Origin of the sequence: Acidiphilium sp., from assembly GCF_049977125.1 — a bacterium.
In the GTDB taxonomy this organism is placed as follows: Bacteria; Pseudomonadota; Alphaproteobacteria; order Acetobacterales; family Acetobacteraceae; genus Acidiphilium.
Genome location: NZ_JBMFGY010000055.1, coordinates 1 through 20909 on the forward strand (window position 1 = coordinate 1; position 20909 = coordinate 20909).

General features: G+C 63.9%; 19 protein-coding genes. 6 read left to right on the forward strand and 13 right to left on the reverse strand.

Going from position 1 to position 20909, the window contains the following annotated elements:
• On the forward strand, positions 1-2708 hold a 2708-nt coding region (gene gltB, locus ACP5E6_RS10085), incomplete at its 5' end, for a glutamate synthase large subunit (protein WP_427954104.1).
• Positions 2709-2842: 134 nt separating this feature from the next.
• Here the strand turns inward: gltB and rdgB are convergent.
• The gene (gene rdgB / locus ACP5E6_RS10090; protein WP_427954105.1) at positions 2843-3469 is read right to left on the reverse strand and encodes an RdgB/HAM1 family non-canonical purine NTP pyrophosphatase; all 627 of its coding nucleotides are present in this window, start codon (positions 3467-3469) and stop codon (positions 2843-2845) included.
• Complete coding sequence (rph, locus tag ACP5E6_RS10095) at positions 3459-4181, reverse strand: ribonuclease PH (RefSeq protein WP_427954106.1); 723 nt, start codon at positions 4179-4181, stop codon at positions 3459-3461. The genes rdgB and rph overlap by 11 nt, the downstream gene beginning before the upstream one ends.
• A gap of 206 nt (positions 4182-4387) precedes the next feature.
• Here rph and hrcA point away from each other — a divergent pair, with 206 nt between their 5' ends.
• On the forward strand, positions 4388-5479 hold the full coding sequence (gene hrcA / locus ACP5E6_RS10100) for a heat-inducible transcriptional repressor HrcA (RefSeq protein WP_427954107.1): 1092 nt from the start codon (positions 4388-4390) through the stop codon (positions 5477-5479).
• Positions 5476-5922 carry a MaoC family dehydratase gene (locus tag ACP5E6_RS10105; RefSeq protein WP_427954108.1) on the forward strand — a complete coding sequence of 149 codons (447 nt, stop codon included), beginning with the start codon at positions 5476-5478 and terminating at the stop codon, positions 5920-5922. The genes hrcA and ACP5E6_RS10105 overlap by 4 nt, the downstream gene beginning before the upstream one ends.
• A 34-nt stretch (positions 5923-5956) precedes the next feature.
• Here ACP5E6_RS10105 and ACP5E6_RS10110 read toward each other — a convergent pair whose 3' ends face one another.
• The 4 genes from ACP5E6_RS10110 to ACP5E6_RS10125 all read right to left on the reverse strand — a co-directional run bounded on the left by ACP5E6_RS10110 (position 5957) and on the right by ACP5E6_RS10125 (position 10658).
• A complete protein-coding gene (locus ACP5E6_RS10110) occupies positions 5957-6991 on the reverse strand; it encodes a YncE family protein (RefSeq protein ID WP_427954109.1) in 1035 nt (344 codons plus the stop codon).
• 92 nt (positions 6992-7083) lie between these two features.
• Complete coding sequence (locus ACP5E6_RS10115) at positions 7084-8889, reverse strand: Hint domain-containing protein (RefSeq protein WP_427954110.1); 1806 nt, start codon at positions 8887-8889, stop codon at positions 7084-7086.
• A 180-nt stretch (positions 8890-9069) separates the two neighbouring features.
• Positions 9070-9933 (reverse strand): prephenate dehydratase, encoded by an 864-nt coding sequence (locus ACP5E6_RS10120; protein ID WP_427954122.1) that lies wholly within the window; start codon positions 9931-9933, stop codon positions 9070-9072.
• Positions 9930-10658: a 3-deoxy-manno-octulosonate cytidylyltransferase gene (locus ACP5E6_RS10125; RefSeq protein ID WP_427954111.1), complete on the reverse strand. Its 729-nt coding sequence runs from the start codon at positions 10656-10658 to the stop codon at positions 9930-9932. The genes ACP5E6_RS10120 and ACP5E6_RS10125 overlap by 4 nt, the downstream gene beginning before the upstream one ends.
• A 110-nt stretch (positions 10659-10768) precedes the next feature.
• Here ACP5E6_RS10125 and ACP5E6_RS10130 point away from each other — a divergent pair, with 110 nt between their 5' ends.
• Genes ACP5E6_RS10130 through ACP5E6_RS10140 form a run of 3 tightly spaced genes read left to right on the forward strand, consistent with a single transcriptional unit; the run spans position 10769 to position 13426 of the window.
• Positions 10769-12184, forward strand: coding sequence for a c-type cytochrome (locus ACP5E6_RS10130; RefSeq protein WP_427954112.1), 1416 nt, complete (start codon positions 10769-10771; stop codon positions 12182-12184).
• A complete protein-coding gene (locus ACP5E6_RS10135) occupies positions 12181-12972 on the forward strand; it encodes an inositol monophosphatase family protein (protein ID WP_427954113.1) in 792 nt (263 codons plus the stop codon). Before ACP5E6_RS10130 ends, ACP5E6_RS10135 begins: the two co-directional genes overlap by 4 nt.
• A gap of 7 nt (positions 12973-12979) precedes the next feature.
• A complete protein-coding gene (locus ACP5E6_RS10140; protein ID WP_427954114.1) occupies positions 12980-13426 on the forward strand; it encodes a GNAT family N-acetyltransferase in 447 nt (148 codons plus the stop codon).
• 4 nt (positions 13427-13430) lie between these two features.
• Here ACP5E6_RS10140 and ACP5E6_RS10145 read toward each other — a convergent pair whose 3' ends face one another.
• The 7 genes from ACP5E6_RS10145 to ACP5E6_RS10175 all read right to left on the reverse strand — a co-directional run bounded on the left by ACP5E6_RS10145 (position 13431) and on the right by ACP5E6_RS10175 (position 20797).
• A complete protein-coding gene (locus ACP5E6_RS10145) occupies positions 13431-14501 on the reverse strand; it encodes a tartrate dehydrogenase (protein ID WP_427954115.1) in 1071 nt (356 codons plus the stop codon).
• The gene (locus tag ACP5E6_RS10150; RefSeq protein WP_427954116.1) at positions 14501-15910 is read right to left on the reverse strand and encodes an APC family permease; all 1410 of its coding nucleotides are present in this window, start codon (positions 15908-15910) and stop codon (positions 14501-14503) included. The genes ACP5E6_RS10145 and ACP5E6_RS10150 overlap by 1 nt, the downstream gene beginning before the upstream one ends.
• Positions 15911-16029: 119 nt before the next feature.
• Positions 16030-16956, reverse strand: a complete 927-nt coding sequence (locus tag ACP5E6_RS10155; protein ID WP_427954117.1) for a lysophospholipid acyltransferase family protein — start codon at positions 16954-16956, stop codon at positions 16030-16032.
• Positions 16953-17903 (reverse strand): tetraacyldisaccharide 4'-kinase, encoded by a 951-nt coding sequence (gene lpxK, locus ACP5E6_RS10160; protein ID WP_427954118.1) that lies wholly within the window; start codon positions 17901-17903, stop codon positions 16953-16955. The genes ACP5E6_RS10155 and lpxK overlap by 4 nt, the downstream gene beginning before the upstream one ends.
• Entirely contained in the window at positions 17903-19141 is a 1239-nt protein-coding gene (locus ACP5E6_RS10165) for a 3-deoxy-D-manno-octulosonic acid transferase (protein ID WP_427954119.1), read from the reverse strand. Before ACP5E6_RS10165 ends, lpxK begins: the two co-directional genes overlap by 1 nt.
• A complete protein-coding gene (locus tag ACP5E6_RS10170; protein WP_427954120.1) occupies positions 19132-19848 on the reverse strand; it encodes a lysophospholipid acyltransferase family protein in 717 nt (238 codons plus the stop codon). The genes ACP5E6_RS10165 and ACP5E6_RS10170 overlap by 10 nt, the downstream gene beginning before the upstream one ends.
• Before the next feature lie 7 nt (positions 19849-19855).
• Complete coding sequence (locus ACP5E6_RS10175; RefSeq protein WP_427954121.1) at positions 19856-20797, reverse strand: LysR substrate-binding domain-containing protein; 942 nt, start codon at positions 20795-20797, stop codon at positions 19856-19858.
• Positions 20798-20909 lie beyond the last annotated feature (112 nt).

A 20909-nucleotide genomic window follows, 5' to 3' on the forward strand; every position in this document is an offset into this window, starting at 1 on the left:
GGCTGCGCGCCGCGATCGAACGCATCCGGCGCGAGGCGGAGGAAGGTGTGCGCGCCGGGCGGACGCATATCATTCTGACCGACGAGAGTTTCGATGAGGCGCATGCGCCGATCCCGATGATCCTGGCCACCGGTGCGGTGCATACGCATCTGGTCCGGCAATCGCTGCGCACGTTTACCAGCCTGAACGTGCGGGCCGCCGAGTGCATGGATGTGCATTATTTCGCCGTGCTGATCGGAGTCGGCGCCACCACGATCAATGCCTATCTCGCGCAGGAAAGCATCGCGGATCGGCATCGGCGCGGTCTGTTCGGCGCGCTTTCGTTGAAGGAATGCGTCGGGCGCTACAAGAAGGCGGTGAGCAAGGGGTTGCTCAAGGTGATGTCGAAACTCGGCATCTCGGTGATTTCATCCTATCGCGGCGGGTATAATTTCGAGGCGATCGGGTTGTCGCGCGCGCTGGTGGCGGAGTTTTTCCCTGGCATGCTCTCGCGGATTTCGGGGATCGGTCTGCCGGGGATCGCGCATAAGCTGCTGGAATTGCACGCGACCGCGTGGGATTCCGATGCGGTGACTTTGCCGGTCGGCGGGGTGTATCGGCTGCGGCGTCAGGGTGAGACCCATGCGTTCGATGGCGGCATGGTCCATATGCTGCAAACCGCGGTCGCGACCGATAGTTACACGCTCTACAAGAAATATACCGATGCGGTGCATGGCCAGGCGCCGGTCGCGCTGCGCGATCTGCTCGATTTCCGGCGCGAGGGGCGGACGGCCATTCCGGTCGATGAGGTCGAGAGCATCACCGAGATCCGGAAGCGGCTGATCGCACCGGGGATCTCGCTCGGCGCGCTCTCGCCCGAGGCGCACGAGACGCTGTCGATCGCGATGAACCGGATCGGCGCGCGATCGGATAGTGGCGAGGGTGGTGAGGATGCGGAGCGCTCCAAGCCGCGCGCCAATGGCGATAATGCATCCTCCGCGATCAAGCAGATCGCATCGGGGCGGTTCGGGGTCACCGCGGAATATCTGAACAACTGCCGCGAGATCGAGATCAAGGTGGCGCAGGGGGCCAAGCCGGGTGAGGGCGGGCAGTTGCCCGGTTTCAAGGTGACCGGGCTGATCGCCAAATTGCGCCATGCGACGCCGGGGGTGATGTTGATCAGCCCGCCGCCGCATCATGATATCTATTCGATCGAGGATCTGGCTCAGCTTATTTATGATTTGAAGCAGATCAACCCGCAGGCGAGCGTGTGCGTCAAGCTGGTGTCACGCTCGGGGATCGGCACGATTGCGGCGGGCGTCGCGAAGGCGAAGGCCGATGCGATTTTGATTTCGGGCCATTCCGGCGGCACCGGGGCGAGCCCGCAAAGCTCGATCAAATATGCCGGATTGCCCTGGGAAATGGGGTTGTCGGAGGCGCATCAGGTGCTGATGCTCAATCGGCTGCGCCACAAGGTGAAACTGCGCACCGATGGCGGGATCAAGACCGGGCGGGACGTGGTGATTGCGGCGATGCTCGGTGCCGAGGAATTCGGCATCGGCACCGCTTCGCTGGTGGCGATGGGCTGCATCATGGTGCGGCAGTGCCACTCCAACACCTGCCCGGTCGGCGTGTGCACGCAGGACGAGGCGTTGCGGGCGAAGTTCGAGGGCACGCCTGAGAAGGTGATCAATCTGTTCTCCTTCATCGCCGAGGATGTGCGGCATATTCTGGCCTCGCTCGGGGTGAAACATCTGGCGGATGTGATCGGGCGGACGGATTATCTGCAACAGGTGTCGCGGGGCTCGGAGATTCTCGACGATCTGGATCTGAATGCGCTGCTCGCGCAGGCCGATCCGGGGCCGCATGCGCGCTATTGCACGCTCGAGGGCCGCAACGAAGTGCCGGAGACGCTCGATGCGCAGATGATCGCGGATGCCGGGCCGTTTTTCGAGCGCGGTGAGAAGATGCAGTTGCAATACGGTATTCGCAACACGCATCGGGCGATCGGGACGAAATTCTCGTCGCGGATCGTGCGCAGCATGAAGGGGATGGACCTGATGCCGGATCATGTGACGGTGCGCTTGCGCGGGGCGGCCGGGCAGTCGCTCGGCGCGTTCGCGGTCAAGGGGCTGAAGCTCGAAGTGTTCGGCGATGCGAACGATTATGTCGGCAAGGGGCTGTCAGGGGCGACCATTGTGGTGCGGCCGGCGCCGTCTTCCAACATGGTCAGCAACGAGAATACGATCATCGGCAATACCTGCCTGTATGGCGCGACGGCCGGGAAGTTGTTCGCCGCCGGGCGGGCGGGCGAGCGGTTTGCGGTGCGCAATTCGGGTGCGCTGACGGTAGTTGAAGGATCGGGCTCGAATGCCTGCGAATATATGACCGGCGGCACGGTGGTCATTCTCGGTGCGACCGGCGATAATTTCGGCGCGGGATTCACCGGCGGCGTTGCGTTTGTTTATGACGCCAACGATGATTTCGAACTGCGGATCAATCCGGAGACTCTGTTGTGGAATCGGGTGAGCGAGGCTTACTGGGCCGAACAATTGCAGGATCTGGTGCGCGAGCATGTGCGCGAAACCCAGAGCCGCTATGCCGAGGCGCTGTTAGCCGATTGGGATCGAACGATGCAGCGGTTCTGGATGATCGTGCCGCGGGATTATGCGAAGTTTCTGCCGGTTCCGATGCGAGACGAGCAGCGGATGCGAGTGCCGGCTGAATGACGGGATGGTTGACGGGTGAGCATAGGGGATTGATCGCCTATTGGATGTCTCGGACGATCTTTAGAGCGATATGCGATTAAGTTGACGCGACAGCGGCAACATAATCGCATGAAATCGCTCGAAAAAACATAGAGCTAGAGCGTTAAGCTGAAAGCATAACGCTCTAATGGGTCCGACGGGAACAATGCGGCGAGCACCTGGCGCAAGGCGCGACCGCGATGGCTGATGGCGGCTTTGGTTGACTTGTCCATCTCGCCGAAGGTCAGGGCAGAACCGGTGGGGATGAAAATCGGATCATACCCGAAGCCACCGCTGCCGCGTGGTGCGGCGGCAATGGTACCATGGCAAAATCCGAGATAGGTCGCGGTGTCGCCTGACGGCGCGGCGAGGCAGATGGCGCAGACAAAGGCGGCATGGTCGGTTACGCGCGTTGCCGCGATGATGTTTGCCAGGGCTTGAGGGTAACCGCCGGCCTCGATCGCGAAGCGAGCGGATCGCACACCGGGAGCACCGCCCATGGCGCTGACCGAAAGGCCGGAATCATCGGCCAACGCCCAATCGCCGGTGGCACGCGCGGCCGCGATGGCTTTGATCTGGGCGTTGCCGGCGAAATCCGGCGCGGTTTCCGCCGGTTCGGGCAAATTCAGTGCACCGGATGCCACGCAGTTCAGCCCATGCGGGGCGAGCAACAAGGCGAACTCGGCGAGTTTGCCGACATTGTGAGTGGCGATGATCAGGCGCTGGCCGCGTTCAGGCGGCATCGATCGCCGCCGTCTGTGCCGTGAATAGCGCCGCTGTACCGGTGCGGGCGAGGGCGAGCAGGGTGGCGAACGCCGCTTCGTCGAAGGTCGATTTTTCGGCGGTCGCCTGGATTTCGACGATGCCGCCGGCGGCGGTCAAGATGAAATTGGCGTCGGCTTCGGCGTTGGAATCCTCGGCGTAATCAAGATCGAGCACCGGGGTGCCTTCGTAGATGCCGCAGGAGACGGCGGCGACCTGGCCGATCAGCGGGTTGGCCTTGATGATGTTATTGGCCTGGAGTTTGCGGATGGCCAGCGCGAGAGCGACGTAGGCCCCGGTGATGGCGGCGCAGCGGGTGCCGCCGTCGGCGTTCAGCACGTCGCAATCGAGGGTGATGCTCATTTCGCCGAGTAGTTTGCGATCGACCACGGCGCGCAGGCTGCGTCCGATCAGGCGCTGGATTTCCTGGGTGCGACCCGATTGCTTGCCGCGCGCGGCTTCACGGTCACCGCGGGTGTGGGTGGCGCGGGGCAGCATCCCGTATTCGGCGGTGACCCAGCCGAGGCCGGTGTTGCGCAGAAAGCCGGGGACGCGGGATTCGACGCTGGCGGCGCACAGCACTTCGGTGCCGCCCATGCGGATGAGGGCGGAGCCTTCGGCGTGGTGGGAGAAGCCGGTGACGATTTCGACGGTGCGGAGCGCGTTGGCGGTGCGGTTGCTGGGGCGGGTCATGGAGGCTCCGTAAGGAAGGGTAAAAGGGAAGACTTCTTTTTTGAAAAAAAGAAGCAAAAAACTTCTGTTAGTCAGGTTCACGGACGTGCCGGGTGCACAGACCAGCGGATGAAAGTTTTTTGCTTCTTTTTTTCAAAAAAGAAGTGCTTGCTTCCCCTCGCCACCCGCCGCTTGATTTCCGCCCCGCGATAGCCTCTTCTGAGCAAATGGACCAGCCACCGCCGCGCAATGCACGCAGTTTTCAGTCGGGTGCGCCGATCAAGACGCCGCCGGGGCTCGATGCGCGTTCGGCCGCGGTGTTGCGCGAGATCGTCGAGCAATATGTCGAGACCGGTGAACCGGTGGGCAGCCGGACCTTGTCGCGGTTGTTGCCGATGGGGCTGTCGCCCGCGACGATCCGCAACGTGATGGCAGATTTGACCGATGCGGGATTGTTGTTTTCGCCGCATATCTCGGCGGGACGCCTGCCGACCGATCGCGGATTGCGCCTGTTCGTGGACGGGTTGCTGCATTTCGGCGAATTGTCCGATGAGGAGCGCGAGCGGATCGAGGCGGCGCTGGCGCAATCGGGGCGGTCGGTGCAGGACACCTTGACCGAGGCTTCGACCTTGCTTTCTGGGCTGTCATCGGCGGCGGGGATCGTGCTGGCGCCGAAATCGGAAGGGGCGGTCAAGCATATCGAATTCGTGCCGTTGAGTTCGGGGCGGGCGCTGGTGGTGCTGGTGTCGGCCGATGGGCAGGTGGAGAACCGGGTGATCGAGACGCCACTCGGCCTGCCGCCTTCGGCGTTGCAGGAGGCGAGCAATTATTTGAATGCGCAGCTATCGGGTCTGTCGCTGGCGGATTTGCGGGTGCGGGTGGCGGCGGACATGAAGGCGGATCGTTCGGCGCTGGATTCGATCGCGGCCGGCATTGTCGAGGCGGGGTTGGCGACCTGGTCCGGCGAGGGGCGTGGCGGTTCGTTGATCGTGCGCGGGCAGGGGCGGTTGCTCGCGGATATCGACCAGGTGGAGAAACTGGCGTCGTTGCAGCAATTGTTCGAGCGGCTGGAGGCGCAGGAGACCATGCTGAAGCTGCTTGAACTGGCGGAACGCTCGGACGGGGTGCGGATTTTCATCGGCGCCGAGAGCGGCTTGTTCGGGGCTTCGGGCATGTCGATGGTGGTCGCACCCGCGCGGAACCGCAATGATCGGATCGTCGGCGCGATCGGGGTGATCGGGCCGAGCCGGATCAATTACGGCAAGATCATTCCGGTGGTGGATTATACTGCCCGGGTGATCGGGCGGCTGCTGGGATGATTCTGTATTTCGATGATCTGAGCGTGGGACGGCAATTCGAAAGCGCCAGTACGGTGATGGATGCGGCGGCGATCAAGGCGTTCGCCGCTGAATTCGATCCGCAGCCCTTTCATCTCGACGAGGTGGCGGCCAAGGCAACGCTGTTTGGTGGCTTGGCGGCGTCGGGCTGGCATACGGCGGCGGTGACGATGCGGCTGCTGGTCGAGAGCGTGCCGGTGGCGGGCGGGATTATCGGCGCGAGTAACGAGATTGCGTGGCCGCGTCCGACCAGGCCGGGGGATGTGCTGACGGTGTTCAGCGAGGTGATGGCATTGGAGCCATCCGCTTCGCGGCCGGATCGTGGCCGGGTGGTGATGCGCAGCGAGACGCGCAACCAGCGCGGCGAGGTCGTTCAGGTGTTGACGGCGCGGCTAGTGGTGCCGCGCCGGCTGGAAACGCCTTAAATCTTGCCGGTCTCACGTTTCAGGGAATGTTTTGTTAACTTTTACCTGCTTTAACCACGAGGATATGAAAGCTCCCCGGGACAAACTCCATCTTGCCGTGGCTTTTCCCCGGCGCCGGCGGCAGGATTTTCATGATGGTGGCCGCTGAGAGATAGGCGGTCTGGGTGGCCTGGTCGAATGCCATGGTTCGGGCGCTGGGGGCGGTTTTCAAGGTCTGGACGATTTTATAACCATGCCGTCCGGCTGCGCCGATGATGGTGAGGGTACCATCGATGCTGGGGGCGAAGGCGATGTTGTAGCGCGGATCATAGCGCATGGCGTCGCAGAAGGCGGGGATGGGCAAGGTGGCGAGGATGCGGCCGTTGCGGTCGTTCACCACATCGACCGAATGGTTACGGCAGGACACGAACAGGCGGTTACGGGTACGGTCGATTGCGAGGCCGGTGGGGCCTTGGCAGCTTGGGGTTAGGTTGATCCGGCGGGTAATGGTCAGAGTGCGGGTATTGACCACGGCGATCTGGTTGGCCGATTTGAGGTTCAGATACGCGCGGCCGCGTCCGTTCACCACGATGAATTCGGGATCGGCATGAAAGGGGATGCGTCGGATGATTTTACCGGTGAACCCGTCGATCGCAAACAGGGTCTGACTTTTTTCGTTGGGGACGAAGATTCGTTGGGTCGACGGATCGTAGGCGATCGCGTCCGGCCCTGGGCCGACATTGATGGTTTTGATGGGTTTCAGGGTTTTCAGACTGAACATGGTCACGGTGCCGGCGATGCCGGCGGTGGCGAAACCGCGAGCGAGGCGTGGTGCCAGGGCGATTCCGTGGGCGCCGTCGATCGGAGCGATGGTGCTGATGAGGGTGCCGGTTGCGGTGTTGATCACCGCCACGCGATTGCCCTCGGCGGCGAAGAGGCGATTCGTGCCTGGTTCGGTGGTGAGGTAGTCCCATTTCACCGGTCCAGCGATCGGGATGCTGGCGGAGAGCGCGAACGGTGGCGCGGCGGCGGCAATCCCGGGCAGGAGAGCGATCAACGCGGCGAGGGCGAGGCGTGGAAATCGGGTCATCGGCGATCCTTGTTGGTACGGAGCGCTTGGTTTGACGGGCAGCGACGCCTGACGCAATCGGCGCAGCGTACTGTCATGAAATTGTCAAACAATCAGGGAGTTGAGCCGCGATGTTCCCACGTCAGTGGCACCGCCGCGAGATCGATGCCGATCGATCGCGCGCCGGGAGGGAGGCGAATCACGCCGGCGCCATCGGTCCAGATCGCGGTATCACCGGCAGCGCGCGGATGAAATCCGGTCTCGGCCAGGTCACCCGGGTCGAATCGCCGCCGGCCCGCGCGCAGACCGGCGATGGCGACGCCGAGTTCACGGCGGTCTTCCGATGTAGGATCAAAATCGGCCGGCACGAAGCGACGCGAGCGGAGAACCGCCCGCCCGGTGTGGACCAGCGGCAGGGTGAAGCGGCCTGCGGCATCTGTTGGAGCGGCGCGGCCATTGACCCAGAGGCGAATGGCCCGGTCGTCGCAGGTGGTGAACCCGAGTTTGAGGGCGCGGCTATGCAGGCGGGTGCGCGCCGTGCGCAGGGCCGGACCGGTGGTGACCAAAGTTGCGCATGCATCGCGGTCCCAGCGCTTTTGCCGCACCGGCCAGGAGGCGGCGATGGTGAAGCCGGCGCGATTGCCGGTATCAAGATAGGTCTCGCACGGCGCCGCTTCGGCGAGTATCACATCATGTCGCTCGAGCTCGATGTGGTGGTAGGTGACGGCGAGACAATCACGCTCCTGATAAATGGTGGCGCCGTTGATCAGCAATTTTGCCGGGATCAGAACGCCATCGAGGAAAATCGAATGATCGGGTGAGACGCGCAGTGCCCGGCGCGGTACCCCAGGGGCGAGGGCGCCGGGGGCGATGCGGATGGGTTGCACCCTGACCGGGGTGGCGTGGGCTGCGAGATCCAGAGTGCGGGAACCGACCCAGATAATGGGTTGTACTCCACCGCGCGCGGTCACCACGGCATCGCCGACCGCAAGTTGTTCGACCGGCCGGTAGCCGCCGGGGGTGAGAACGGCGGTGCCACGTGTGAAGCAAGGGGCATCGTTTGACGTGGTGTCGGTTGTGCCTGCCGCCACGATGGCACTGCCTGTGCCTGCGGCGATCACCGTGAGGCTGGGACCGGATTCGAGGGCGAAACTGCCTTCGACCAATCCGGAGTTGTTCAGGATGGTAACCATGCCGTTCGCCTGGTTGAGGCTAATGCCTGCCAGGTCAGGCAGCAACACGCTATCGCCGCCGCTAAATCCGCTGAGCGTAACGCCGGCACCCAAGAGAGGGTCGGCGAGCGATATCGTTGCGAAACCGCTGCCGAAGCTGAAGGATTGGGCGGCAACGCCATCGCCGAAACTCGCCATCGCCCCCTGTGACAATTCGATCGTGCCACCGCCGCCGATGGCACCACCGATCACGTCGATCGTGCCGCCGGTCAGTGCAACGGTGCCGATGTTCTCGAATTCGGTGCCGCCGATCTCCAGCGCCGCACCGGAGGACAGATCGATCATGCCATTATTGGCAAAGCTTGGCGCCGCCGCACCGGTCAGTCCGCTGATCGCGCCGAGATCGACCACCACGCTGAGGGCCGATCCTGTACCGATCGCCATCACCCCCTGATTAACCACGGAATCGCTGGCAAACAAATCAGCGGTGCCGACAATCGACACCTCGGCTGATTGCCCGAGCACCACAGCACCGTCATTGCCGCTCAAAGCCGCGCTCTGGCTGCCTGATGAGGTCAGCGCCACATCCGCTTCGATCGTGACGCCCGGATCGACCACAGCCGACAGGCCGGTGATTTCCGCCGCCATGCCGGCGCCCGGCACCACGCCGCCCGACCAGTTCGCCGCCGCGCTCCAATCGGGCGCTGGCGACGTGGTCGGGCTGAAGGCGTCGGTAATCATGGCCATCGCAATCCTCCGACGATCACACGGCGCTTTCTGTGCCGATGACCGCCTTGAGAGGCGTCTCTTGCGCCTCGATCGACGACGATGTTAGCCAAATACGCTGACGATTACAATATAATTTCGAATCCGTTTCTTAATTTAGACGAATTGCTAACAAAATATTTCATCTTGCAACCAGCGGCTTCATTCTGCGCTGATTTGCGCCGCGCGTTGCGCCAAACGGAACGGTGCGGCCGGATAGACCCCCAGAATTCTGATTTCCCGCGAGAAAAACGCCAGCTCTTCCAACGCCAGTCGCACGTCACGCCGTTCAGGATGACCGTCGATTTCGCACAGGAATTGTGTCGCTGCGAACTGGCCACCGACCATGTAGCTCTCCAGCCTCGTCATGTTGACGCCGTTCGTCGCGAAGCCGCCGAGTGCCTTGAACAGCGCGGCGGGGACGTTGCGGACGCGAAAGACGAAGCTGGTGATCAGATTGTCCGCATCCACCGGCGGCAGGCGGGGTGTTTTCGCCATCACATAGAATCTGGTCGTGTTGTGCGCCGCATCCTCGACATTGTGGCGCAAAATTTCGAGCTCGTAGATCTCGGCCGCGAGCGAGGATGCAACCGCCGCCCGCGAGGGGTCGTTCCATCGCGCCACCAACGCCGCCGAACCCGCGGTATCGGCCTCGATGACGCCTTGCGCGCCCAGTTCGCGGATCAGTGCGCGGATTTGCCCCAGCGCCACGGCATGGGAATGGATCGTCCGCACCTGCTCCAGCGTCGTACCCGGCACGGCGAGCAGGCAATGCTCGACCCGTTGGAAATGCTCGCCGATGATCGACAGCCCCGATTCGGGCAGCAGCGTGTGCATGTCCGGCACCCGGCCCGAAAGCGAATTCTCGGTCGGCAGCATCCCCAGCGTCGCTTCGCCACTACGCACGGCATCGATCGCGGCCTCGAAGGTTTGGCATGGCAGGGTCGCCATGCCGGGAAAGGCGGTGCGGCAGGCGAGGTCGGAATACGCGCCGGGAATGCCCTGGAAGGCGATTATATCGGTCATTGAGGTGGGCATCGGGTTGCATATTCCTTTCGGGCGCGATCGAGGTCGTCTGGGGTATCCACGCCGAACGGGGCATGTGCAATCCGTGCCGCACCGATTCGCAAGCCAAGCTCCAGCGCGCGCAGTTGCTCGAGTTTTTCGCGCTGTTCGAGCGGGGTTGGTGGCGCGGCGACGAAGCGCGCCAGCGCTGCCCGGCGATAGGCATAGACCCCGACATGATGCCACAACGGTCCTTCACCCCAGGGAACCGGGTGACGGGAAAAATAGAGCGCCGGGGCGACGCCGCCCGCGCCGAAGCCGCAGACCGCCTTGACGACCGAGGAGGCTCGCGCCTCCGCTACATCGGTGATCGGCGCGACAAGCGTTGCGATATCGTAACGTTCGTTATCGAGCACGCCGAGTAGCGCGCTCAGCGACGCGGGGTCGAAACTCGGGAGATCGCCTTGCAGATTGATGACAATATCGTGCCGCCCCGCCGGGTCGATTGTACTGAGGGCTGCAAAAATGCGGTCCGATCCGCTCGGCAGATCGGGATCGGTCAGCATCGCGACACCGCCGGCCGCCCGCACGACCTCGGCGATCGCCCCCTCGCCGCACGCAACCACCACCGGCCCGATCGCCGCCGCCTCGGCGCGGCGCAGCACCTGCACGATCATCGGCGCCCCGCCGATCTCGGCCAACGGCTTGCCGGGCAGACGGGTCGAGCCGAGCCGCGCCGGGATCATGATGATCGGTGACGAAATGGGAGCCTCCCTGAACGCGAAGATGTTATCGCTTGTCGCACTTTCCTAAATCGTTATACATCCCCCGGTAAAGCTCTGGAGGATGCGCCCGCATGAATACGCCCACGCCACATGCTACGGAACCCGGCAAGAAGCGTCGTGACCCGTTGTTGCTCAACAAGATCGCGGGGGGCATTCTATCCGCCGGGTTGGTGGTGTGGATCGTGGTGCAGGCGCCCGGAATCCTGTCTGGCAAGGACGCTGCCAAGCACAAGGCTGAAATGGCCAAGGAGGCGGCCGTCGCCGCTCCCGCGGTGAGCGGCATTCCCTCGATCGATCCGCTGATCATCAAGGCGGATGTCGCCAAGGGGGCAGCGTTCGTCGGGCAGCAATGCGCCGCGTGCCATACCGTCACCAAGGGTGGGGCCAACGGCGTCGGTCCCAATTTGTACGGTGTGATGAACGATAAAATGTTCGCGGCGCCGGGCTATGCCTTTTCGACGGCGGTGAAATCCAAGGCTTCCGGGGTCTGGACCTACCAGAAAATGAACGAATGGCTGGATGATCCCCAGACTTTCGCGCCAGGTACCCGGATGGGCTACACCGGCATCAAGAATGACGTGCAACGCGCCGATACCATCGCGTATCTCCGTACACTTTCGACCGACCCGATTCCGCTGCCCAAGCCGGGCCAGGGCGCTACTGCGGCGGTCGCGACCATGGGGCCGAGCAGCGGCGCGCCCTCGATCGCGCCGCTCTATGCCAGCGCCGTGCTCGCCAAGGGTCAGAGCTTCTTCGAGCAGCAATGCTCGGCCTGCCACTCGATCAACAGCGGCGGGGCCAACGGTGTCGGTCCCAATCTCTACGGCGTGGTCGGTGCGCCGATGTTCGCCAAGGCCGGCTATACCTTCTCCGGCGCGGTCAAGAAGGTAGCTCACGGCGACTGGACGCCGCACGCTCTCAACGAATGGCTCTATGACCCGATGAAGGACGTGCCCGGCACCCACATGGCCTACCCCGGGATCAAGAACAACCAGATCCGGGCCGATGTGATCGACTATCTCAACGCTCAGTCGGCCAGCCCGATAAAGCTGCCGACCACCGCCGCCAGCGCTACGCCCGCCGCGGCGGTGCAAACCGCCAGTGTCGGGCTCGATAGCGGCGCCCCCACGATCAAACCGGTTCTCGCCAGCGCGGTGATCGCCAAGGGCCAGAGCTTCTTCGAGCAGCAATGCTCGGCCTGCCACTCGATCAACAGCGGTGGAGCCAACGGCGTCGGCCCCAATCTCTATGGCGTGGTCGGTGCGCCGATGTTCGCCAAGGCCGGGTATGATTTTTCCGCCGGCGCCAGAAAGGCCGCGGCTGATGGCAAATGGACACCGCACGAGCTCAACGAGTGGCTTTATGATCCGACCAAGGCCGTGACTGGCACTCACATGGCCTATCCGGGGATCAAGAACACCCAGGTCCGCGCCGATGTCATCGCCTATCTGAACGCCCAGTCACCCAGCCCTGAAACGCTGAAGTGAGGCGCGATCCCGCCGCCGTCGCGCAAACGGCGGCGGATGCGGCTGGTGCTGTGATCCGACGGTACTTCCGCACCCTGCCCGATGTCGTGACCAAACCCGACGACAGCCCGGTCACACTGGCCGATCAGGGTGCCGAGGCGGCAATCCGTTCGATTTTCAAGGAACAAACGCCGGATTTCGGCATGATCGGCGAGGAGATGGGCGGCAGCGCCTCGGGTCGCTACACTTGGGTGGTCGACCCGATCGACGGTACGCGCGCTTTCATCACTGGCCGCCCAATCTTCGCCACCCTGATCGCGCTGCTTGATGACGGGGTTCCGATCCTCGGCCTGATCGATCAGCCGATCACCGGCGAGCGCTGGCTTGCGCATGAGGGGGTACTGCACTTCACCGGTCGCCATGGTGGCCCTGGCACCCGGCGCATTGCCGGCCTGGCGGACGCCGAACTCTCCTGCACCTCGCCCGACATGTTTCCACCCGCACTCTATCCGCGGTTTCGCAGCCTTGCCACCGCCTGCCGCCGTGTTACCTATGGCGGAGACGCCTATGGCTATGGGTTGCTCGCCCTTGGCCAAATCGACATTATCGCCGAAGCCGGGCTGAAGCCCTGGGATTGGGCGGCGCTGGTTCCGGTCATCCAGGCCGCCGGCGGTTCGGTCACCGACTGGAACGGTGAAACTCTCACGCTCGATAGTGATGGCACGGTTGTCGCTGTCGGTGATCCCAGGCATTGCGCGGCTGTGGTGAGCGCCTTGAGCTCCCCGGTTCGCCCATCGGTTTCCGGATGAGACGCCGATGACCCACACGATCATCCATGTAACGATCGAAACCCCCGACCTCACCCTGTGGCTGGCTGCCAGCGAGACCCTGCATCGCACGCTGCGCCCGCAGATGGCGGCAGGCTACGAACCGCTGATGCGGCGCATCCTCGCCGAAGGGGCCGAGTTGGCGCTGGTGCATCAGGCCGGATCGGTGCGGGCCCTCGCGCTGTTCCGCGCGTATCACAATACCTGGAATGGCTATCGGTTCTATATCGACGATCTGGTAACCGACGAAGCCCATCGCAGTGCCGGCCATGGCGCCATCCTGCTGCACTGGTGCGAGGATTTGGCGCGGTCACGCGGGTGCACGGCGTTCACCCTTGAATCCGGCGTGCTGCGGGAGCGGGCGCACCGGTTCTATTTTCGTGAAGGCATGAGCATTACGGCGTTCAGCTTCGGAAAACCGATCCCGCGCGATTGAACCCTCATCCTGAGATGAGATCCGTAACCGCGCTGGTCAGCGCACGCATCGATCCGGTACCGCCAAGATCCGGCGTTTTCGGTCCCGTTGCATCGCCGAGCGCCGCCTCGATCGCGCGCATCACCAACCCTGCCGCCTCGGCCTCACCTAGATGTTCAAGCATCATTGCGCCTGCCCAGATCGCGCCGATCGGATTGGCGATGCCCCGCCCCGCGATATCGGGCGCTGAGCCGTGCACCGGTTCGAACATCGAAGGAAATTTCCGCTCCGGGTTCAAATTGGCCGATGGCGCCACGGCGATCGTACCGGTCACGCCGGGGCCGAGATCGGAGAGAATGTCACCAAACAGATTGGACCCGACCACGACATCGAACCGCTCCGGCGACATCACGAAGCGCGCCGCCAGAATATCGATGTGATACTGATCGACACGGATCTCCGGATATGCCATCGCCATCGCGGTGAACCGTTCGTCCCAGAACGGCATCGCGTGGAAAATGCCATTTGATTTTGTGGCCGATGTGACGTGCGTCCGACCAAGGCGGCGCGCGAGATCGAATGCGTAGCGCATGATCCGGTCAGTCCCGAAGCGGGTAAAAATCGACGTCTGTTCGACGAATTCGCGATCGGTTCCGGCAAACATGCGACCGCCGATCTGGCTGTATTCACCTTCGACGTTTTCGCGTACCACCCAGAAATCGATGTCACCGGGTTGTTTGCCGGCAAGCGGGCAGGGCACGCCGGGTAGCAGGCGCACCGGACGCAGATTGACGTATTGATCGAACTCCCGCCGGATCGGGATCAACAGACCCCAGAGCGAGATATGATCCGGCACGCCGGGAAAGCCGACCGCGCCGAGAAAGATCGCGTCGTGGTCGGCGAGTTGGGCGATGCCGTCCGCTGGCATCATCCGCCCGGTTGCTTGATAGGTTTCGCAACTCCAGTCGAAGGTTCGATAATCGAGCGCAAATCCGCACAGTGCCGCCGCGCGGTCGAGCACCGTCTGCGCGGCGGGGATGACCTCGCGGCCGATGCCGTCACCGGGAATGACCGCGATTTTGTGGCGCCGGATCATCAGAACTCTTCGTCAGCCACATACGAGCCGATTTTCTGCACCAGATCGGGATCGCGCCGTTCCAGGAAGATGCCGTAAATGATCGACACAATCAGCACGGCGAGCGCGACATAGGGGAACAGATTATATGGCGCGGGCTGCCCTGGTTCGACCAGCCCCCAGAGCGGCAGCAGCATCAGCGCGGTGCCAATGATCGGAATGATTGCGTGTTTCAGCGGATTGAACTCATTGCGGTGATGCCGAAGCATATAGACCGGTAAGGCGAGATTGGTGATTAGATAGGTGATGATCACCGGAATCGTCCCTAACGAACCGGTTTCGCCGAACAGATCAACCGGTTTGGAATTCCAGCCGAACACGATCACAATGCCGAACGCCACCAGAACGAAGCTCCACATCGCGACGAACGGGGTGCGATGCTGCGGATGGATCTTGCCGAAAAACCGCGGCAACAAACCCTCACGTCCGGAGCTGAACAGAATCCGCGCCTGGCTGTTGGTCAGGCCGAGCAGCGAGGAAAAAATGCTGGTCATGCCGGCGAGATACGCAATGATCAGCAATGCGGCGGCGGAGGCCTTGAACGCATCGACGAACGGAATATCGGATTTGCCGATCGCCACGGCGTTGTTGTGGAACGCGATTTCAGTCGCATAGGCCAGGAACATATATAAAATCCCGATCGACAGCGTGCCGATGATCAGGGCGCGCGGAATATTGCGCCGCGCGTCGCGGGTTTCCTCGGCGAGCGTCGCTGAGTTTTCCCAACCGATGAACAGATAGATCGCGATCGGAAACCCGAGACCGATACCCTTCAATCCGCCGGAGAGGTGGCTCCACTCGAAGGGTGCCAGCGTCAGGCTCGATCGGTTGACGATCAGCATCACCACCGCGCCGACCAGCAGCAGCACCAGTTCGAAATAAAAGAACACCGCCGCCCATGTAGTCGAGAGCGCGACACCGCGGGACACCAGCATACCGACGATGCCGGTCGCGATCAGGCTGAGCAACTGCCAGGGGACATCGATGCCGAGAAACAATTTCAGCGTGTCATGCGCCCAGCCCCCCGAAATCACCACGACCGACGAGGCCGCCACCAGATAGCCGAACACGACGAACACCGACGCCGCCGCCCCAGCCGTTGGCCCGAACGCCATGCCGATGAACGTCACGAACGATCCGGTCGAAGGCCGATATTTTGAAAACTCGGCCAGCGTATTGGTCAGAAACAGAATGACCACCATGGCGACCAGAATGGTCAAAGGTGCGGCAACCCCGGCACCGCTGACGATGAGCCCGAACCCGAAGAAAAAACTCATCGCGGGGGCGATATTGGCCAGGGTCGAGGCAATGATCTGCGGTAATCCCAACGCGTCGCGCTTGAGGCGTTGGTGGGATGTGATGATGCTCATGATGGCCCCCGTTGTTATTGTCGTGAAACTGTAATCCATCGCGGGTGATCGGGCCAATCGATTCGATAATCCCGGTGCGATCGTCCGAGGGCGTGTTGAGGGCACGCCGGGAAATCATCTTATTTTTTTAAAAGAGAAGGGTTGTTCGTGTTGTGATTGCCGCCGACCGGCTTCGGCCAGCGGCGGTGCAGCCACAGCCATTGCCCCGGCCTTGCCCGTACCCAGCGCTCGATCGTGCGATTCATCCACAGTATCGTCGCGGCGATATCGGCGGCCTTGTCATCGGTGGTCTGCGCGTAGATTGCCGGCTCGATGATCACGTGCAACCGCGCGGCGCCTGTTCGTTCGACATGCACCGGCAGGATCGGACAGCGGAACTTGCGCGCAAATACCGCCAGCGCCGGCGCCGTCATTGCATCGATTCCGAAGAAGGGTATGGCGATGCCATCGTTCAGCTTCTGATCGACCAGCATGCATAACATCCCGCCGCGCGCCAAATGCGCATAGGCTCCCCGCGCGCCGGCCGCTCCTTTTGCGAACATTGGCACTGCTTCACCCATCGCCGCGGTGCGCAGGTCGATGATCATCCGGTCGACCGCGGGGTTGGCCGCCGCGCGGTAGAAGAAGGCGAAGCTTAGTCCCAGCTCGCGCAACGCCACCGGCAGAATCTCCCAGTTGCCGCAATGCGCGGTAAGCAGAATCGCTGGTCCTCCGGCGGCGGCGAGCGCGCGGGCGTGTTCGGCGCCGCTGAAGCAGATACCGGGGCCTTCCGTGGTCGGCCGCAGCGATGCGAGATGGGGAAACTCGCCGGCATTACGGGCGAGATTATCCCATACCGACGCAATGATCGCGCGCCGGCTCGCGGCGTCGTACTCCGGCATGGCGGCGCGCAAATTCGCATCCGCCACGCGTGAGGTCGGGATCAGCGGACCGATGGCGCGGCCGATCGCACCGGCCAGCGCACTGGCCCGAGCCGGGGGCAGGGCGCGGAATACCGCCAGAAAGCCGCGTGCGGCGGCATATTCGAGTTTTTGCAGCGGTGTCACGGCAGCAACCGGTCGAGTGCCGCGGGATCATCGAAGGCGAGGCCGGCACGGATCACCAGACACTCACCCAGAAAATCGCCTGGCAGTTTCACCGCGTCCTTTTCAGTGGTCGCGAGCCGGGCCTGGTGGCGGGCGGCGAGGGCGCTCAGCCGGGCCAGATCGCCGGGTCCATAGCGATGATGATCGGCAAATCCGACGGTTGCCGCAACCTCCGCGCCGAGTTCGGCAAGGCTTGCGAAGAATTTTCCCGGCCGACCGATTCCCGCGAACCCGACAACGCGCCGCCCCCGCAGCGACATCGGGCCGCGCGCGATGATGCGGGCGGTCAGAACCGGCAGATCACGCGGCAGGGCGGCGCGTGCGTCCCTGGTGTCCGCCCCGATCAGGATGGCGGCGGCACAGCGGCGTGCGGCGGCGGCGATCGGTTCGCGCAGCGGGCCGGCGGGCAGCAGGCGCGCATTACCGAAACCGGCGCCGCCATCGATCGTCAGAAGCGAGACCGACTTGACCAGACCCGGATTCTGCAAGCCATCGTCCATGACGATCACCCGAGCCCCTTCGGCCACAGCGAGGCGCGCACCGGCGGCGCGATCATGCGCGACGATGGTGGGCGCGCTCGCCGCGAGCAGCAGCGCCTCATCGCCGACATCGGCGGCACCGTGACGCGCCGGATCGACCAGAATCGGCCCGCCGAGCCGGCCGCCATGGCCGCGGGTCAGGGCGCAGGGCAGTACACCGCGCGCTTCGTAGCGCGCGAGAACGTGCCGGGCCAGAATGGTCTTGCCCGATCCGCCGATCACCGCGTTGCCGATGCACACGACCGGGATGGCGCAGGTGAATCCGGGTTGGGTGAGGCGCCGGGCGGTGATCGCGGCGGTGATGGGGCCAAGCGGCGCCAGGACGTGAGCGATCATCCCGTCGTGCTGCCAGAAGCCGGGTGCGCGCATCAGGGAATCGCCTCCAGCACCCGCCGCGCCAGCCGTTGCGGTAGATCGGCGAACCCCTCGCACACCGCACGTCCGGCGGTGCCCATTTCGGCCAGCCGTGCGGTGTTGGTCATCAACCGCGCAATCGTGGCTTCCAGCTCCATGAAATCCATCACATCGACCAGCGCACCCACGCTGTGCAGCGTTTTCATCGCCTCGAAGTGATTTTCGTAATGCGGCCCGATCACCACGGCACAGCCGAGTTGCGCCGCCTCGATCATGTTGTGTCCGCCAACCGGCACGAGGGTGCCACCGATGAAGGCGAGCGGACACAATCGATAGAATACGCCGAGTTCACCGAGTGTATCGGCCAGATAAATCCCCCCGGGCTTCGGGATTTCGCCACGCGAGCGCCTTGCCAGCGGCACCCGCCTCGCGAGGCTCGCGATTGTGTCGCTCCGGTGCGGGTGGCGCGGCACGATGACCGTTGTCAGGCTCGGATGCAGCAGGCACAGCGCGCGATGCGCCTCGATGATCGGAATATCCTCGCCCGGATGGGTCGAGGCCGCGAGCAGCCACGGTCCGGGGCAGGCCTTGGTCAGCATGGCCCGGGTCGCCTCGTCATCCGGCAGGTCGGGGGCGGCGAATTTCAGATTGCCCCAGCTTTCGACGTCGCGCAGCCCGAGGCCGCGGAGCGCCGCCGCATCATGGCGCGATTGCGCCGCGATCAGCGTGAATCCGCCGAATACCACCGCTGCCGCCTCGGGAAACCGCCGCCAACGCGCGGCGCTACGCTCGGAGAGGCGCGCGTTGAGCAGGAAGCGGGGGATTCCTCGCGCATCCAGCCCCGCCAGCATGTTCGGCCAGAGTTCGGATTCAAGAAACACCGCCGCATCCGGACGCCAATGATCGAGAAACCGCGCGACATGTGCCGCCACATCGAGCGGCACGAATTGATGGATCGCCGCCGCCCGCTGCGCCGCCAGCGTTGCCGACGTGACCGTACCGGTGGTCAGCAGCACGGTCGCACGGACCGCAAGCGCATCGATCAGCGGCAACGCCGACATGGTTTCGCCCATGCTGGCGGCGTGCACCCATACGACATGCCCAGTTGGCCGTGCGAGGCTGGCGATGCCGTGGCGTTCCGGCAGACGAGACTGGATTTCCTTGCCCTGCCGCGTTCGCCGCGCCAGCCACCAGGGCAGCGCTGGCGCGATTGTGGTGGTCGCCAGCCGATACGCTGTCAGACTCAGCGGCATATGATCGATGCCCGCGCCAGATTTGCCGTCAGCTGTGCCTCGATATCGGTCAGCGCTCCCTGCCAATCCAGTCGGGGTACGCTGATCGGCCCGCCTGCGACCAGTGCACCGCGCCCGAACGGCAGGGGAATCCGCATAGCGTCCCAGCTGTTGAGCGTGATCGCGCGCGATGTCGCGGCGGCGGCGCAGAACACCGGCGCTCCGGTCAGTGCCGCAAGCTGTGCCACCCCCGGCGCGGCCCGCCGGCGCGGCCCGCGTGGCCCGTCCGGTGTCAGCCCGACCGGATGGCCGGCCGCGAGTAGTCGTGCCAGCTCCCGCAGCCCGGCGGCACCGCCGCGTGAGGTCGAACCGCCGACCGCCGCAACCCCGAAACGGCGCATCGCGCGCGCGATCAATTGCCCATCCCGATGCCGGCTCGCCAGCGCATAACCGGTAGCGCCGTGGCCAATCAACCCGGCGCTGCGCCATAATACCGGCATTGAAGGTAGGCATTCGTGCCAGAACACGACAATGCATGGGGAGCGTGCCCGCAGCATATCGAGCAGCGCCGCTGCCTCGATGGTCCAGCGCGTACTCACCATCGCGCCAGCTAGATAGGCCCCGGCCAGATCCCCCAGACGCCGTTGCACCGGTTGTGATTTGAACAGTGAGCGCGGCATCGCATCAGTCATCGGCGCGGCGGTAGCATTTGTGAAGGCATGCGTCATCTGCCGCTCATCCGGTGGCCACCGGCGCGGTCGCTGCCGGTCGCATCCGCGCGAGCAGCGCGGCCAGTTCGCGGAACGCCGCCGCCCGGGGGTCCGAAGCGCGCCAGACCAGTGCGATCGTCCGTCCCGCCGCCGCATCGCCCAGGCTTTGGCACACCACCAGATCATGCAGCTCCGGGCGCGCCGCCACCGCCAGCGCCGGCAGCAGCGAATAGCCTTCCCCCGCCGCGATCATCTGCCACAGCGTTTCCAGGCTGGTGGCGTGGCGTGTCACCGGCTTGGCATTGCACAAGGCCAGTGCCTGATCGCGCAGGCAGTGACCATCCTCCAGCAGCAGCAGATCCTGTGCCGGCAGATCATCCAGTGTCAGCCGGGTCAGCCTGGCGAGCGCGTGGCCTGGCGGAGTTGCCAGCAGGAATGGCTCGAAAAAAAGCGGTACCGCGATCAGCCCGGCGCGCGGCACCGGCATTGCGAGCAGCGCAAGGTCGAGGACACCATCGATCAGCCGTTCGATCAGCCGAATGGTGCGCGCTTCGGTCAGCCGTAGCGCGAGGCTGGGCCGTTCCGTGCGCATCAGCCGAAGTACACCGGGTAGGTAATAGGGGCCGAGGGTCTCGATCGCGCCGAGTGCCAGAACCCCCTCCATCAGGCCAGTGTGCCCGTGTGACAGTGTAAGCAGGTGCCGTGCCTCGGTCATCACCCGCTCGATTTGTTCGAGCAGTGCCGTCCCCACCGCTGTCGGCGCGACCCGGCGCTTGGTGCGTTCGAACAACGCGACCCCGAGCAATGCTTCGAGCTTGCGGATCTGTTCGGACAGCGCAGGCTGCGACACGCCGCACCGCTCGGCGGCGTGACCGAAATGGCGCAATTCCGCCACCGCCTGAGCATATTCGAGATCGCGGAGCGACAGGCCGGCCAGTGACCGGGGAGGGCCATGATGCGTGTCCATGACGTTATCTAATCGATGGGCTCGATAATGGGAATGTGGATGATCGCCACCGCCTATCGGTCTGTGATCGCTTCTGGAAATCGGGCGGTGGTTCACTCGGCGCAGTGAAGGT

Excerpts from the sequence above, each read along its gene's own strand:
- ACP5E6_RS10125 (WP_427954111.1), bottom strand. The coding sequence starts at position 10,658 with ATGATCCCGGCGCGGCTCGGCTCGACCCGTCTGCCCGGCAAGCCGTTG.
- ACP5E6_RS10170 (WP_427954120.1), bottom strand. The coding sequence starts at position 19,848 with ATGACGCATGCCTTCACAAATGCTACCGCCGCGCCGATGACTGATGCG.
- ACP5E6_RS10175 (WP_427954121.1), bottom strand. The coding sequence starts at position 20,797 with ATGGACACGCATCATGGCCCTCCCCGGTCACTGGCCGGCCTGTCGCTC.
- ACP5E6_RS10130 (WP_427954112.1), top strand. The coding sequence starts at position 10,769 with ATGAATACGCCCACGCCACATGCTACGGAACCCGGCAAGAAGCGTCGT.
- rdgB (WP_427954105.1), bottom strand. The coding sequence starts at position 3,469 with ATGCCGCCTGAACGCGGCCAGCGCCTGATCATCGCCACTCACAATGTC.
- rph (WP_427954106.1), bottom strand. The coding sequence starts at position 4,181 with ATGACCCGCCCCAGCAACCGCACCGCCAACGCGCTCCGCACCGTCGAA.
- hrcA (WP_427954107.1), top strand. The coding sequence starts at position 4,388 with ATGGACCAGCCACCGCCGCGCAATGCACGCAGTTTTCAGTCGGGTGCG.
- ACP5E6_RS10115 (WP_427954110.1), bottom strand. The coding sequence starts at position 8,889 with ATGGCCATGATTACCGACGCCTTCAGCCCGACCACGTCGCCAGCGCCC.
- ACP5E6_RS10150 (WP_427954116.1), bottom strand. The coding sequence starts at position 15,910 with ATGAGCATCATCACATCCCACCAACGCCTCAAGCGCGACGCGTTGGGA.
- ACP5E6_RS10140 (WP_427954114.1), top strand. The coding sequence starts at position 12,980 with ATGACCCACACGATCATCCATGTAACGATCGAAACCCCCGACCTCACC.
- ACP5E6_RS10165 (WP_427954119.1), bottom strand. The coding sequence starts at position 19,141 with ATGCCGCTGAGTCTGACAGCGTATCGGCTGGCGACCACCACAATCGCG.
- ACP5E6_RS10110 (WP_427954109.1), bottom strand. The coding sequence starts at position 6,991 with ATGACCCGATTTCCACGCCTCGCCCTCGCCGCGTTGATCGCTCTCCTG.
- lpxK (WP_427954118.1), bottom strand. The coding sequence starts at position 17,903 with ATGCGCGCACCCGGCTTCTGGCAGCACGACGGGATGATCGCTCACGTC.
- ACP5E6_RS10120 (WP_427954122.1), bottom strand. The coding sequence starts at position 9,933 with ATGACCGATATAATCGCCTTCCAGGGCATTCCCGGCGCGTATTCCGAC.
- ACP5E6_RS10145 (WP_427954115.1), bottom strand. The coding sequence starts at position 14,501 with ATGATCCGGCGCCACAAAATCGCGGTCATTCCCGGTGACGGCATCGGC.
- ACP5E6_RS10105 (WP_427954108.1), top strand. The coding sequence starts at position 5,476 with ATGATTCTGTATTTCGATGATCTGAGCGTGGGACGGCAATTCGAAAGC.